Annotated in this window: 11 protein-coding genes; 6 read left to right on the forward strand and 5 right to left on the reverse strand. The window is 64.0% G+C overall.

Annotation, left to right across the window (positions count from 1 at the left end; translation table 11 throughout):
• Positions 1–142: 142 nt before the first annotated feature.
• Entirely contained in the window at positions 143–280 is a 138-nt protein-coding gene (locus EOA75_RS35065) for a MaoC/PaaZ C-terminal domain-containing protein (protein WP_206628220.1), read from the reverse strand.
• 71 nt (positions 281–351) lie between these two features.
• Positions 352–1,536 (reverse strand): mannonate dehydratase, encoded by a 1,185-nt coding sequence (gene uxuA, locus EOA75_RS17120; RefSeq protein WP_127324721.1) that lies wholly within the window; start codon positions 1,534–1,536, stop codon positions 352–354.
• Positions 1,537–1,726: 190 nt separating this feature from the next.
• Between uxuA and EOA75_RS17125 the strand changes: the two genes are divergently transcribed.
• The 4 genes from EOA75_RS17125 (at position 1,727) to EOA75_RS17145 (ending at position 5,833) form a co-directional block, all read left to right on the forward strand.
• Positions 1,727–2,458 carry an FCD domain-containing protein gene (locus tag EOA75_RS17125; RefSeq protein ID WP_066994028.1) on the forward strand — a complete coding sequence of 244 codons (732 nt, stop codon included), beginning with the start codon at positions 1,727–1,729 and terminating at the stop codon, positions 2,456–2,458.
• A gap of 17 nt (positions 2,459–2,475) precedes the next feature.
• Positions 2,476–3,261 (forward strand): SDR family oxidoreductase, encoded by a 786-nt coding sequence (locus tag EOA75_RS17130; protein WP_095823341.1) that lies wholly within the window; start codon positions 2,476–2,478, stop codon positions 3,259–3,261.
• A 668-nt stretch (positions 3,262–3,929) separates the two neighbouring features.
• Positions 3,930–4,610, forward strand: a complete 681-nt coding sequence (locus EOA75_RS17140) for a WecB/TagA/CpsF family glycosyltransferase (protein WP_245466655.1) — start codon at positions 3,930–3,932, stop codon at positions 4,608–4,610.
• Entirely contained in the window at positions 4,607–5,833 is a 1,227-nt protein-coding gene (locus EOA75_RS17145) for an NAD(P)/FAD-dependent oxidoreductase (protein WP_127215212.1), read from the forward strand. The genes EOA75_RS17140 and EOA75_RS17145 overlap by 4 nt, the downstream gene beginning before the upstream one ends.
• Positions 5,834–5,932: 99 nt before the next feature.
• Here EOA75_RS17145 and EOA75_RS17150 read toward each other — a convergent pair whose 3' ends face one another.
• Positions 5,933–7,090 (reverse strand): GNAT family N-acetyltransferase, encoded by a 1,158-nt coding sequence (locus EOA75_RS17150; protein WP_127215211.1) that lies wholly within the window; start codon positions 7,088–7,090, stop codon positions 5,933–5,935.
• A 280-nt stretch (positions 7,091–7,370) separates the two neighbouring features.
• On the opposite strand from EOA75_RS17150, the gene EOA75_RS17155 reads away from it, so the two are divergent.
• Positions 7,371–8,846, forward strand: coding sequence for a hypothetical protein (locus EOA75_RS17155; protein WP_127215210.1), 1,476 nt, complete (start codon positions 7,371–7,373; stop codon positions 8,844–8,846).
• On the opposite strand, the gene EOA75_RS17160 is transcribed toward EOA75_RS17155, so the two are convergent.
• Positions 8,832–9,926, reverse strand: a complete 1,095-nt coding sequence (locus EOA75_RS17160) for a glycosyltransferase family 4 protein (RefSeq protein ID WP_127215209.1) — start codon at positions 9,924–9,926, stop codon at positions 8,832–8,834. The two genes, EOA75_RS17155 and EOA75_RS17160, sit on opposite strands and share 15 nt — an antisense overlap.
• A complete protein-coding gene (locus EOA75_RS17165) occupies positions 9,923–11,335 on the reverse strand; it encodes a lipopolysaccharide biosynthesis protein (RefSeq protein WP_127215208.1) in 1,413 nt (470 codons plus the stop codon). Before EOA75_RS17165 ends, EOA75_RS17160 begins: the two co-directional genes overlap by 4 nt.
• 238 nt (positions 11,336–11,573) lie before the next feature.
• On the opposite strand from EOA75_RS17165, the gene EOA75_RS17170 reads away from it, so the two are divergent.
• Positions 11,574–13,724, forward strand: coding sequence for a GumC family protein (locus EOA75_RS17170; RefSeq protein ID WP_127215207.1), 2,151 nt, complete (start codon positions 11,574–11,576; stop codon positions 13,722–13,724).
• Positions 13,725–13,730: the final 6 nt, after the last annotated feature.

Here is a 13,730-nt window from a genome sequence, read left to right on the forward strand (position 1 = left end):
CATGCGCCTTGCAGCGGGACGGTCAAAACGGTCGCCGCGCCGGTGGGACAAAGCTCCCCTGGCCGTTGCGTAGGCTGGTCTCGATCTTGCAGATCGGCTTGTCGGGGCGCAACTTCTTGACCTCCACGCGTCCGATGATCGCCTACTCAACGCCGACCGCCTTGACGAACTTCCATGCGATTTCGAGAAAGACGGTCCCGGGCCCGGGCAAATCCTCCGCGACCAGGGCATTGAGAATACCAGAACTGACGCCGCCGTGGAGGATCGGCTTGCCGAACACCGATTCTCGGCCAGCGCGGTCATTATGCAGCGAATTGCGCTCGCCGGTAATGTGGCTGGAAAGTTTCGATTCTATGCCAGCCCGAACCGTTCGACGGCCCGCATGATGCCGCGCAGTTCGGCGAGGCCCTTCAGCCTGCCGATCAGCGAATAACCGGGATTGATCCTGGTCTTGCCGATGTCGTCGGCGAGTAGATGTCCGTGATCGGGTCGCATCGGAATGCGCCAGTCGGCGCGGCCTTCCTTCCGACGGCGCGCTTCCTCCTGCATCAGGGCGAGGATGACATGCGCCATGTCGGTGCCGCCCTCGAGATGTTCGGCCTCATAGAAGGAGCCGTCATCCTCGATGGTGACGTTGCGCAGATGGACGAAATGGATGCGGCCGGCGAACTCCTTGACCATGGCAACGATGTCGTTGTCGGCGCGCGTGCCGTAGGAGCCTGTGCAGAATGTCAGCCCGTTTTCCGGGCTCTCCACGGCATTGAGAATGAACCGCGCATCTTCAGCTGTCGAAACGATGCGCGGCAGGCCGTAGAGCGAGAAGGGCGGATCGTCGGGATGGATGCACATGCGCACCCCTTCCTGTTCGGCGACCGGAATAATCTCGCGCAGGAACCAGGCGAGATTGTCGCGCAATTCCCTTGGCCCAATCGAATCGTACTCGGCCAAGGCCTCGCGAAAACTGTCCCGGTTGTAGCTGCGCTCGGTGGCGGGCAGTCCGGCGATAAGGTTACGCTCGATCCGGTCGATTTTCTCGTCGCTGAGCTCTTTCAATCGCGCTTCCGCTTCGGCGATGCGCGCGGCGCTGTAGCCGGCCTCGGCATTCCGTCGCTTCAGCACGAACAGGTCGTAGGCCGCGAAATCGATCGCGTCGAAACGCAATGCATAACCCGTCGTCGGAAGGCGATACGCCAGATCGGTGCGGGTCCAGTCGACCACAGGCATGAAATTGTAGCAGATCGTCGCGATGCCGGCCTTCGCCAGCGCTCGGATCGTATCCTTGTAAAAGCCGACATAGCGCAGCCGTTCCGGCGAGCCGATCTTGATCGAGTTGTGGACGGGGATGCTCTCGACGACCGACCAGGTCAGCCCCGCCGCCTCGATCATCCGCTTGCGCTCCAGGATGTTTTCTAGCGGCCAGGCGCGCCCGTCATAGATGTCGTGCAGCGCCGAGACGACGCCCGTCGCCCCGGCCTGCTTGACGTGATCCAGCGTCACCGGATCGTCCGGGCCATACCAACGCCAGCACTGCTCCATTTGCTGCCTTCCTTTGAGAGAGAGCGGAAACTTATTGTTGGACCAGGATGAGAGTCAATCGACAATTTCGGCTTTCTCGAACGCCTGACGGCCGACAGGTAGCGCGGTAAACTGATCGAGACGGCGTCCAACTCGATTGTTTTCCCGGACTCTTGGGATATCCTGGTCCAACAATTTGGGAGATTCGTCATTGGAAAATTCTCATGCCGCGCGCGAGAGCGGCGCCCGCCGCCACGCCGGCGGCAGCTCGGCGGTCGATGCCGCGGCCGGGCGGATCCTCGATCTCATCCGCTCGCGGCAGCTGAATGTCGGCGACGTGCTGCCGACAGAGCGCGAGCTCAGCGAGATCACCGGCGCCAGTCGCAACACCGTGCGCGAGGCTTTGCGCGCTATCCGGACCTACGGGCTGATCGAACCGAAACCCCGCGTCGGGGCGGTGCTCGCCGACGGGCATAGCATCGCCATCCAGAATTTCTTTGCCGCGCATATGGATGTCTCGCGCTCCTCCTTCGCCGACATTCAGGGCTTCAGGCGCATCATCGAAGTCGGCATCGGCGACCACATCGTGCTCAACGCCACCAACGAGCAGATCGAAGCGCTCGACGCGGTCAACGCGCGGATCGTCGAGAGCCGCTCGATCCAGGAGGCCGCCGAGAATGATTTCGACTTCCACATGGCGTTGATCGGGCTGGCGGACAACCGCATGCTGTCGGACATGTATTCCTTCCTTTCCCCGGTGATCCTGCGGATCATGACCATCGGCAAGGAGATGCGCCCGGTCCTGGCCGACACCCGCGCCGCGCATGGCGAGATCGTCGCCGCCCTGCGCGCGCGCGACAGAGTGGCCTACGCCTACCTGATGAGCCGCCATCTGGATTTCGCCCTGCGATTCCTGCCGGAAGAGCCGGGTTCCGACACGTGACTGAAGGAGTTCCCGCAATGAAGGATTTTGTTGGCAAGGTCGCCCTGGTGACGGGGACGACGGGAATCGGTCTGGCAACCGCCAGGCGCCTCGCCGCAGGGGGTGCTGCGATCATCGCCTGCGGCATCGACCGCTCGGCCAATGCGGCAATGAGAGCGGAGCTGGAAAGTTCCGAAGCCGGCGCGCTGGTCGTCGACACCGACGTCTCCGTGGCGGACCAGGTCCGCGATGCCGTCGCTGCCGGGGTCGCACGGTTCTGCGGCCTCGACGTGATCGTCAATTCGGCGGCCGTCCATCCCTACGGAACCGCGACCACGACCGACTGGGAAACATGGAACAAGGCCATGACGGTCAATGTCGGCTCGATCTACCTGACGGCGCATTACGGCATCCCCGAAATGATCCGCCGTGGTGGCGGCGCCATCGTCAATGTCGCCTCGGTGCAGGGTTTCGCCTGTCAGCAGAACGTCGCCGCCTATGCCACGACTAAGGGCGCAATCCATACGCTGACGCGTTCGCTGGCGCTGGATTACGCGGCGGCTGGCATCCGGGTCAATTCGGTCAGCCCAGGCTCGATCCGCACACCGATCCTGGAGAAGGCCGCGCGTGGCGAAACCGGCAGCGATGCCGATGTCGAGGAAGCGTACAGGCGCTTCGGTGCGGCGCATCCGCTTGGCCGCATCGGCGAACCGGAAGAAGTGGCCGAACTCATCGCCTTTCTGTGCTCCTCCAGAGCGAGCTTCTGCACCGGCGCGGATTACAAGATAGACGGCGGCCTGACCGCCGGCATCGGTGTGAAATAGAGCCATGAAGATCGGTCTTGGCCTTTGCCGGAGTAGCTGACGCCGGGCGATTTCCGCTTTGCCCGTCTGGCGGGCGCCATGCATGTCGCTGCCCGCCTCACCAACTATTTCGTGGCCCAGGATCACCCAGGATAGATCAGGAGCTTGTTGGCATTGCAATGTGGTCGCACCAGTGGCGATCGCATCGCATTCGTGTTGAAAACGCAGCTTCAAAATCACCCAAAAAGCAAGTGAAGTCGAGGTCAAAAGGTTAAACTGATTTATATTTCGATTCAAATTGTCCATATTAACTAACTATTAACATGTCGCTTAACTTTTTGATTTTTTTAGGTATGGTGCCATGAAGGAGGTAGTTTGAACTACCGGAGAGTGGGGCGACTTCTCCTATGCGAAAAGTTTTAGAAACTTCAAAAAGAGATTTTGAACAACACAGCGCTACGACCGGCGGATCGGATCCGCTCCACTCCAGCCAACATCTGACGTCCGCGAACCATGAGACCTCTCGTTTTCCCCGGTTGCAGCACCAGACTTCGACCGGACGTCCAAGCGTGACCGCCGTGGCAGCGCTGGAAGCAGCCCCTTCCCGGCAGGACCTGCCTGCATTGCCGACGGTGCAGCTTGGCGGGCTGCCTGTCACCGTGATCGATCGGCAGGGCGCCGCCCGCCTGATGCTCGCGGCGGCGCGGCAGCACCGCCATGGCAGCCGTCCCTACTACTTCACCTCCGCCAACGGCGACGTCATCGCCCAGGTTCGCGCGAAATCTGAGATCGCCGCCCTCTTCCGCGAAGCCGACCAGATCTTCGCCGACGGCCAGCCGCTTGTTCTCGCCTCGCGCCTATTGTGCCGCACGCGGTTGCCGGAACGGGTGGCCACCACCGATCTGTTCCACGATGTGGCGAAGCTCGCCGAGAACGAGGCCGCGACCTTCTATCTGCTTGGATCGACTGAGGCCGGGAACGCCAAGGCCGTGGCCTGCATCAAAGCCAGCTATCCGCGCCTGCGCATCGTCGGCCATAGCCATGGCTACCTCACCGGCGAAGCGCTCGAGAAAAAGCTCGAAGAGATCGACGCGCTTGCACCGGACATTTTGTGGCTCGGCCTCGGCGTGCCGCGCGAGCAGATCTTTGTCCGCGATTTTGGCTCGCGGCTCTCGAATGTCGGTGTGATCAAGACTTCCGGAGGGCTGTTCGACCATATTGCCGGCAAGGTCCGGCGCGCCCCCCTCTGGGTCCAGAAGGCGGGTTTCGAATGGCTGTGGCGTATGTTGATGGAGCCGCGCCGGCTGTTCTGGCGCTACTTCACCACCAATCCCCGTGCCCTTTATGCCCTGTTGAGGTATTCCCAATGACAGCCGAACATTCGCTTCGTCCGCTGCCGGAGGGAACCGACACGGAGATCGCTGTCGTCGGCGGCGGGCTCTCCGGGACACTTGCCGCGACTCTCCTCGGCCGGTCGGGCTACCGTGTCACGCTGATCGACCGCCATCACGTTTTTCCGCGCGAGTTCCGTGTCGAGAAAATCGCCGGCGACCAGATCGACAAGCTGCGCCGGATCGGCCTCCTCGACAGTCTTTCCACGGCGGCCGCGGCATTCGACGAGATCGTCAACGTGCGCAAGGGGCGAGTGCTCGACCGCACGCGAGCCCGCCATTACGGCATCTTCTACGACGACCTCGTCGCGGCGATGCGGGCCGAACTGCCCAAGGCCGTACGCTTCGTCGCCGGCAGGGTGAGCGCTGTGGAGGCCGGCCCAGAGCGGCAGCGTGTGTCGATCATCGGGCAGCCGGATGTGACGGCTCGCCTGCTTGTGCTTGCCACCGGCATGGGCGACATCCTGCGGCGCGACGTCGGCATCGAGCGCCGGTTCGTCCACCAGCGCCAATCGCTGACTTTCGGTTTCAATGTCCGGCCGGCGGGAGCAAGCGCGTTCAAGCATCCGGCGCTGACCTATTACGGCGAACGCGTTTCGGACGGCATCGATTACCTGAACTTCTTCCCGGCCGGCGGCGTTACCCGCGCCAACCTCTTTGTTTTCCGGGAGCATACCGACCCGTGGGTCAAGGCGCTGCGCGACCGCCCGCGCGAAACGCTCATTGAAACGCTTCCGGGACTCCTCAAGACCTTTGGCGATTTCGAGGTCATCGACCGCGTTTCGAGCTGGCTCACCGACATCACCGTCGCCGAAAATTGCAAGCGCGACGGCGTCGTCCTGATCGGAGACGCCTATCAGACATCCTGTCCGGCCGCCGGAACAGGCGTCAGCCGCCTCCTCACCGATGTGGAGCGCCTGTGCATGGTGCACGTGCCGCAGTGGATGGCCTCGCCCGGCATGGCGGCGGCGAAGATCGCCACCTTCTATGATGATCCCACGAAGCAGGCGATGGATGAACGGGGGCTCGAGTTGGCGAATTTCCGCCGCAGCTTGACCATCGACACGGACCTGCGCTGGCGCGCGCGCCGGCAGGTTCATTTCAGCCGTCGCCGCATCCTGCACGAGATCGACAAGTTCAGCCCGAGCTTTGCCGCGCGGCTGCGCGGTCTCAAGCGGCCGCAAGTGGAAGCCGTGACCTGATTGCGGGTCAGCCGGCGCATTTCGTTCAAAGGACGCTTCGGCATAACCGTGCGCGACCGCCTGAAGCTAGCGTAAGGCGTCCGATCCGACCCGCTTCAACTAGGACGACTCGGCGGCTTCATCGGCAGCCGGCGGCACGATGACAGCCGAAGGCTTGGCCTTCTTGACATGCGCGGCCTCAAGGATATGCCGCGCCAGCGCCTTGGCCGCCGGCAATTTCTGCACCGTCAGATGCGCCGCATAGCCGAGCGGACTGCCTGCGCGGTAGATTTGCCACATCGGTGAAGGCCGGCCGCCGAAGACGCGCTTGTAGGGCTCGTCGCCGATGGTGAAATCGAGGTGTTGATCGCCGCGCTCTATGCAATCGCGGGCGATCTGCTCGAACATCAGGCTGCCGATCGACTGCTTCCGGTAGCCGGCCTCGTCGAAACCGCCGAGGATGACCAGGAGCGAGCCGCGGTGCTTGAGCCCGAGCGCGCCGGCGATCGGCTGGCCGTTCATCCAGAATGCATAGGTGCGGGCGAAGCCGCCGCACCCTTCATTGGCCACGGCCAGGTAGAAATCGAAATAGGAAGGCAGCTGCAAAAGGTCGGCCGGACCGTTGCTGCCGTCGAAGCGTTTGCCGCGATAGAGCTTGAGGGCATCGAATGTCGTGCGGACCGCGGCCGGGCCGTCAACGCATTCGAAGCGCGCCTCCCCGATGCGGTTGAGCTGCCGGGATTTCTTATCCAGCTCCTTGCGATAGGACTGGTCCAGCCGCTGCTCGCGCCAGCCGGCGAATGTCGGCTCCAGCTTGCTGGAATAGGCGCTCATGCCCATGCTGTCGCGCTTGTCGACGCCAAGCAGGTGCTCCATCGCCAGGGAGCGGTCCGCCAGCTTGCCTATGCGCAGGAGATCGTATGGCCGCAGATGCTTGCGGATGGCGGCGACGGTGCGGGCGTCGGCAAGAATGCGGGAGAAGGTCTCCTCGTCGGCGACGGGCGAGACATAGTCCGAAACCCGCATATCCGCGAATTCCACGACCTTCAGCAGCGTGTAGCGGCGCCTCACCAGCGGCAGGACCATCGCGAGCCTTCCGCTCGCACGCACGCGGACGACGATGATCAGTGGCGTGGCGGCGCCTTGCCGCACGAGCCTCTCATAAAGTTGCGCGAGCCAAATCGGATGCTGAAAAGCGGTTGCCGCCGAGCTGGCGAAGAGCTCGGCGTACTCCGTCGAACGGAAATCGAACGCATCCTCGGCAGTGACTTCAAACATGTGATCCGAACCGGCAGGGACAGCGGCTATCCACGACTTCTTACGTTCCAGGTCAAGACCGGTCGCCGCGATTGTTGGAATCTTGGTATATGCCGAAACCGCTAATCTTGCGTTGCATGGCAGTCCGGGCGGACGACCACAACCGCTTCGGGATCGCAAGTCGAAAATCATGCCGAAAAAGTAGAAATCCGGTTTTGCGTGTAACGCCGATGTAAGTATTTTCGGCCAGTCTCTCGTTCCTCATTGTTGGAAATCCGAGCAGGACATAGCCGCCCAAGACATGCTGGCGATCGAGGTCATCGTTCCGCAATCGGCGCCCCGCCATTGGCAGCGGCTCGCCATAGAGCGGCTGGAGGCGGACGGCCACGATGTCGCGGTGGCGCATCAGCCCGGGCCGGCGACCTGGCCGGCAGCGGCAAAAGCCGCCTTCCAGTTCGAGCAACGTCTTTTCCGCCGGCGCGGACCCCTTCTCGGCTCCGCGCTGCAAGCAATCCCGGCACGGCCCGGCAATCGCCCCCCCGCGCTGAGGCTCGATCTTGCCGGCGATGCGGCCTTGGCGAATGTTCCCACCATCGGCCTTCGTTTCGACGGATCCAGCGCCGATCTCTCGGCTGCAATTGCCGTCGCGGCCGGCAGGCTCCCGGTGATCGAGGCCGTGCTCGACGGGAAGACGGTGGTCGGCCAAGCGCGGCCCATGGTCGACAAGCGGGAATCCAGCGCACTCGGCACCGAGGACGTGTTCGCCCGCGCCATCACTCTGGTTCAGTCGGTCACCCGCGCGTTCGCGGCCGACCGGCTGCCACGAGGGGCAGTTGCTGAAATCCATGGTCGTGGCGAGCGAGGCGGGTTCACATCCGCCTATTTCGGCTCGGCGCTGCCGCGGCTCGGCCGGGAAGCGCTTCGGCGCGCGCGCTTCCGCCACGCGCATTGGCGTGTCGGCTATCGCTTTACCGATGCGCCGGGTGTCGCCGATACCGGCAAGCTCGGCACCGGCTGGTCGGTGCTGCCGGATCCGGGCGATCATTTCTATGCCGACCCGTTCCCCTTCTGGTGGCAGGGTCAGCCCTTCGTGTTCGTCGAGGACTATCCGCACGCGACCGGAAAGGCGGTCATTTCCGTTGTTCCGTTTGATGCGGATGGCGTTCCTGGCGAGCCTCGGGTCGTGCTGGAGGAGGCTCACCACCTCTCCTACCCGCAGGTATTCGAGCGCGACGGCGCAATCTGGATGCTGCCGGAGGCGAGCGCCGGCGGCAAGCTCACGCTCTACCGCGCCGCGGGCTTCCCGGACAGCTGGCTTGTCGAGACCGTGCTGGTCGAAGGCGAGATTTCCGATGCCACCTTGTTCGAGCATGAAGGCATGCTCTGGCTGTTCGCCACGGACCGTGACGGCCATGGAAGCACTTCCGACACGCTGGTGATTTTCTCCGCCCCCGCGCTTGCCGGTCCGTGGCGGCCGCATCCGGCGAACCCGGTCCTGATCGACCACCGCATGGCCCGCCCGGGCGGAGCCTTCGTGCGCAACCGCGACGGCCGCGTGCTTCTTCCGGTCCAGGACGGAACGCTGGGCTATGGCGGCGGGCTGGGCCTGTCGGAGTTGCTGGAGCTCAACCAGCAGACGGTGCGGCTGTCGCCGCCGCGGCCGATCGATGCGGCTGGCGACTTTCCTTATCCGAAAATCCACACACTCAATCGAGCCGGGCGCCTGGAAGTGATCGACGGGATCGCCGCCGTGCGCAAGCGGTCAGGCAAGCAGTAGCGCCTCGTAGCCCGCGCACATCCTGGCCGGCGAATACTTATCCCGCAGCCGCCGTCCCGCCTCCGAAAGCCTGGTCTTGGCTTCCGGCCGCGCAAACAGATCGCCAAGGCCCCTGGCCATGCCGGCAGCGTCGGCCTCGACGAAGAGTGCGGCGGGAGAGCCGTCCTCCGCGGTCAGCACCTCGCGCAAGACGTCGAGGTTGCTGGCCACAACCGGCAGCCCGGAAATGGCTGCTTCGACGCAGGCGAGGCCGAAGGTCTCCGTCATCGAGGCAAACGCATAGGCATCCCCGGCCGCGAGGAATTCGAAGATGCGCGTCGGCGGAACCTCGCCCACGAGATGCAGGCGGTCGGCAACGCCACGGCTTTCGGCAAAGGCGACGAGCGCTTCGCGCTCCGGCCCCGCGCCTGCCAGCGCGACATGGACGTCGGGCAGTCGATCGAGCGCGCCGACAAGCGCGATCTGGTTCTTCATCCGCGTCAGTCGGCCCGATGATACGGCCAGCCAAACGTCCTGCGGCAGGCCGAAGGCGGCGCGCGCCGCTGCCTTGTCGAATTCCTCGCCCGGCGCGGGTACGCCGTGATCGATGCGACGCATGCGCCGCCGATAGGAGCGCGGATAGCGATCGAACTGCGCTTGAGTCCAGCCGGAATTGACGACATTCGCCTGGTAAAGGCCGACCGTGCCCATCAGCTTGTCGATTTGGGAGAGCAGCCCCATGACGCCCATGCTTTGCGGGGCGCCGCTTTGGTTTGCGACGATGTGCCTGACGCCGGCCAGCCGGGCGCCGATCGTGCCGAAGATATTGCCATAGTGTTGGTAAGTGATGACTGCGTCGGGGCCTGCCGCGCGCAGATATCGAGCCAGGCCGACGGTCGCCCGGATCTGCCCGGGCAATCCGCGCGGTCTGTCCGTCAGGACGAAATCCACATTGGGATCGCGGTCATAGGCTTCGGTCTTGCGGTACATGAAGACGGTGCGCACCTCGTGCCCGCGCGCCCGCAAGCCCTCGCCCACCATGTCGGAGATGCGCTGCGCCCCCGCTGCTTCCGCCTGGGTCTGCACTTGGACGATCTTCACGTGCGCCCCTTCAGGAGGGCATGAGGCACCAGCCCGATCCTGTCCAGGGACAAGCCGAGGATCGACGGGTTGATGCCGATTCTGCGCCGGGCGATCAATACCCCGAAAGCCGTCCATGCGATGACGGTTCCGGCAATGCTGAGGGCCGCTCCTATGGACCCGAGGTAGTAAGTTGCCACGGCCGTCACGCAAAGTCCGACAACGTTGACGATGACCAGCACCTTGAAGAGCGCATGCTGCAGACCCGTCAACTGCAACAGGACTTCGATCGGGCCGCAAGCGGTGCCGAACGTCGCCCCGATGCCGAAGATGACGAGCGTCGCCCTCATGGTCGGCGTCGCATAGGCCGGATTGAAGATGGACAGGATGAAGTCGCCGAATATCCAGAAGGACGCCAGCACGCACAGCGCAATGGCCGAGCCGCCAAGCGCGGCGAGGCTGGTGATGCGCTGCACGTGAGCCCTGTCGCCGCTGTAGAAGGCCGCCGATATCTGCGGCGCCAGCGCCTGGTTGATGCCGTTGAGGGCAAGGGTCACGAAGCGCGTGGTCCGGTCCGCCACGAAGATCGCGCCTGCCGCCTCTGGCCCCAGGATCATCGCCACGAGCAGGGTGCTGACCTGGCCGAGCGCGGGCGGCAGCGAGGTGACGCCCCACAGGCCAAGCGTCACCGTCTTGAATTCCTGCTTTTGCCCTTCCGTGAGACCACCGCGATCTGCCCGCGCCGTGTCGCGCAACAGCACAATTGTTTGCGGGACGACCGACAGGATGAGCAGCAGCGCCGTCAGATATGTCGCCGCGATCGCATCGATCTTCACTTGCATGAAGTGCAGCGCCGCAACGGCGGCGATTGTCGCCGCGCGCCAAATGATGTCCCGCGGCAGCAGGCCCGATATCAGCGCGTTCTTGGCCCGGAAGGCGCCCGAGGTAAACTCCGACCAGCCGAGCGAGAACGACAGCACCGCCGCCGCCACGCATAGCGGCAGCCATTCCGGCGTTCCCCTGCCGACGAAGGGCAGGAATCCCACCACGATGATGAGCAGGCTGGTGCCGACAAGCCCGGCCAGCGCCACGAGAATGGCGCGCGCCATCAGCCCGTGAGCCGAGCCGAGATCGCCCAGCCCGGCATATTGAGGCCAGAACCTGAGCACGGTGCTCTGCTGGCCCACCGAAGCGAAGAAGGAAACCAGGCTCGCGCCGGCATAGGTAGCGCTGTAAAGGCCGAACTCGCGTTCGTTCGTCACCATCGCCACGGCCACGAACATCAGGAAGGACAGGCCCGCGCTGGCAAGTTTGATGATGCCGGCCACGGCGCCGCTCTTGGCAAGCGCCGTGACCGACATGCGCATGTCGGTCGCCGGGCTGGCCCCTGCCCCGGGGGCGGCCTCGCGGTTCCCTTTATTGTCCTTCAACCTCGCCTCCTGAGACGATCGGCGATGGGCTACCCGCACCTACGACGACGCTCAAAACCCGATCCTGCATAAGCAAAATGCCGCAACCGCGCCAGCGCGAACGCTTCGCATGGTTACCGGCATCGCCAGCGCCGAGCGCATCGTCACGCCGCCAAGCTTAACGGATGGCTAACGATAATCCTTAATACTGTGGAGACGAGTGAGGTCGTGAAGTCGCGGCTCTCGACGAGGAAAATCGATGAAGCCAGCCAGTATCGACGAGCGCACTCTTACGCCGTTGTTCGACATAGGTGCAGTGTGGGCCATCCTTTGGGCGCGACGCGTGATAGTGCTTGCCATCGCCGGCGCGGCAGTGCTGCTGGCGCTCTCCTATCTTGCGGTGACCAAACCAAGCTATACCGCAACGGCCTCGATACTGATCGACCCCCGCGACACGCGCGCGACCAATTTCAACAACGTGCTTCCGGGGATCGGCTCCGACAGCGCCGCTATCGCCAGCCAAGTCTTCGTCATCCAGTCGCCAGACCTGCTCGGCGCCGTCTTCAAAAGCCAGAAGCTCGACAGCGATCCGGAATTCGCCGGCGGCGGCCTTGCTTCACGTCTGTTCGGAGCCGGCGCAAGCGCGCCGCAGGACGCCGCCTTCAAGCGCTTCCAGAGCAAGGTTTCTGTCGAGCGCGAAGGGCTGACCTACGTCATCAATGTCAGCTTCACGTCGCCGTCGCCGGAAAAGGCCGCGCGCATCGCCAATGCCATCGTCGATCAGTACCGGGCAGGCCTGGTGGGAGAACGCGAGAGCGCCAACAGCGACGTGAATACGCTGCTCACGGACAGGATCTCCGGCCTGCAAAAGGACGTCAGCGACGCCGAGCGGACGGTCGAAGACTTCAAGACGAAACACAATATCGTCAATTCGACGGACGGCGGCACGCTGCAGTCGCAGCTCGATCAGCTGACGACGCAGCTGATCGCCGCCCAGGGCGACGCTGACCAGGCCAAGGACCGCTACAATCAGGCGCTGGCTGCGGGCAGTTCGCCGGCCGGACTCGCCAAGCTTGCGGATATTCTTACCTCCACCTCGGCCATCAAATTGCGCGATGACTACAACCAGCGCGCCACCGAGCTTGCCAGCCTGCAAACGATGTACGGGCCGCGCCACCCGACCATCGGGCGGCTGCAGTCCGAGCTGGAGCGGTTGAAGCGGCTGATGTCCGCCGAGGCGGATCGCATAAGACAGCAGTTGAAGGCCAGCTATGATCTCGCTGTGCAGAATGTCGGCAAGCTGCAAGACAAGCTCGAAGCCCTGCGCCAACAGTCGACGAACTCGAACATCGCGCAGGTACAGCTGCGGCAGCTGGAATCGAAAGCCCAGGCGGCGCGCGCCGTGCTCGACGACTATCTCAAGCGGGCGCAGGAAACGTCGCAGATGCAGGGCGTGCAGACTTCCGAAGCGCGCAAGATCGGCGTGGCTTCGCCGCCTGTCCAGCCGACATGGCCGAAGCCGGTCCTGCTTCTCTTGGTGAGCGCCGTTCTGGGACTCCTCGCCGGATGCGGCCTCGCTCTGGCGCTTGGTCCGGTCTCGCAGCCGCAAGAGGACCCGCAGTCGCCGACGGCGGCCGTGCCGGAGCCGTTCGTGGACCGTAAGGACAGCGCGCCGGTCAGCCCCCGGCCATTGCCGATGCCAGCCAATTTCGGCGAGTACCGTCTGCCCGGCGTCGCCGGTGGGACCGCCTATTCAAACATCAAGGCGATCAGGAAACAGCTCTTCCAGACCGGAAACGAAACGCTGTCGCTCGCCGTCCTGAAGATCATGCGACAGATGGTCTTGCACCTGAACGACCACGGCAAACCGTTCGTCATCCTCGTGTCTTCGATCCACAGCAGTTTCGAGGCAAGGATTGCGGGCGCGATGCTGGGCATAGGCATGCAACGGGCCGATCAGAACGTGCTGATGGTGGAAATTGGCGATCGTCTGTCCAGCGCGACGACAGACGGCGCCGGATTGTTCATCGATGGCGCGACCGGTCTGCAGACGATCGTGTGCAGCTCAGTGGCGGAAAAAAGTCCTGGCGTTGCCGATCGCAACTCGTTCCGTGGCATTCTGGCCGAAGCCGGGAGCGCGTTCGATTTCGTGCTCGTGATCGCGCCCTCGCTCAATGAGAACGGCTGGAATCCGGAGCTCTTCGCCAAAGCCGATCTTGCGCTTCTGGCGCTCAGCCCCTCCGAGCAGCCTTCGGAAGCCGCCAGGCTGCTCGCGCAAAAATTCGGTGCCGGCCAGATCGGTCGCAGTGCCACCCTTGTCGTCGCGCCGGCTGACGCGCGGCCAGCCGCGGCGATCGACAGTCCGCGAGCGGCCGGCGAGCAGCGCCGCAGCGCCGCCGCCCGGGGCTAGAACGTG

This window comes from Mesorhizobium sp. M1A.F.Ca.IN.022.07.1.1, assembly GCF_003997575.1.
Classification (GTDB): Bacteria; Pseudomonadota; Alphaproteobacteria; order Rhizobiales; family Rhizobiaceae; genus Mesorhizobium.

Bases quoted from the DNA above. Each gene is read 5' to 3' on its own strand.
- EOA75_RS17130 (WP_095823341.1), top strand. From the start codon at position 2,476: ATGAAGGATTTTGTTGGCAAGGTCGCCCTGGTGACGGGGACGACGGGA.
- EOA75_RS17155 (WP_127215210.1), top strand. From the start codon at position 7,371: ATGCTGGCGATCGAGGTCATCGTTCCGCAATCGGCGCCCCGCCATTGG.
- EOA75_RS17145 (WP_127215212.1), top strand. From the start codon at position 4,607: ATGACAGCCGAACATTCGCTTCGTCCGCTGCCGGAGGGAACCGACACG.
- EOA75_RS17170 (WP_127215207.1), top strand. From the start codon at position 11,574: ATGAAGCCAGCCAGTATCGACGAGCGCACTCTTACGCCGTTGTTCGAC.
- EOA75_RS17140 (WP_245466655.1), top strand. From the start codon at position 3,930: ATGCTCGCGGCGGCGCGGCAGCACCGCCATGGCAGCCGTCCCTACTAC.
- EOA75_RS17150 (WP_127215211.1), bottom strand. From the start codon at position 7,090: ATGTTTGAAGTCACTGCCGAGGATGCGTTCGATTTCCGTTCGACGGAG.
- uxuA (WP_127324721.1), bottom strand. From the start codon at position 1,536: ATGGAGCAGTGCTGGCGTTGGTATGGCCCGGACGATCCGGTGACGCTG.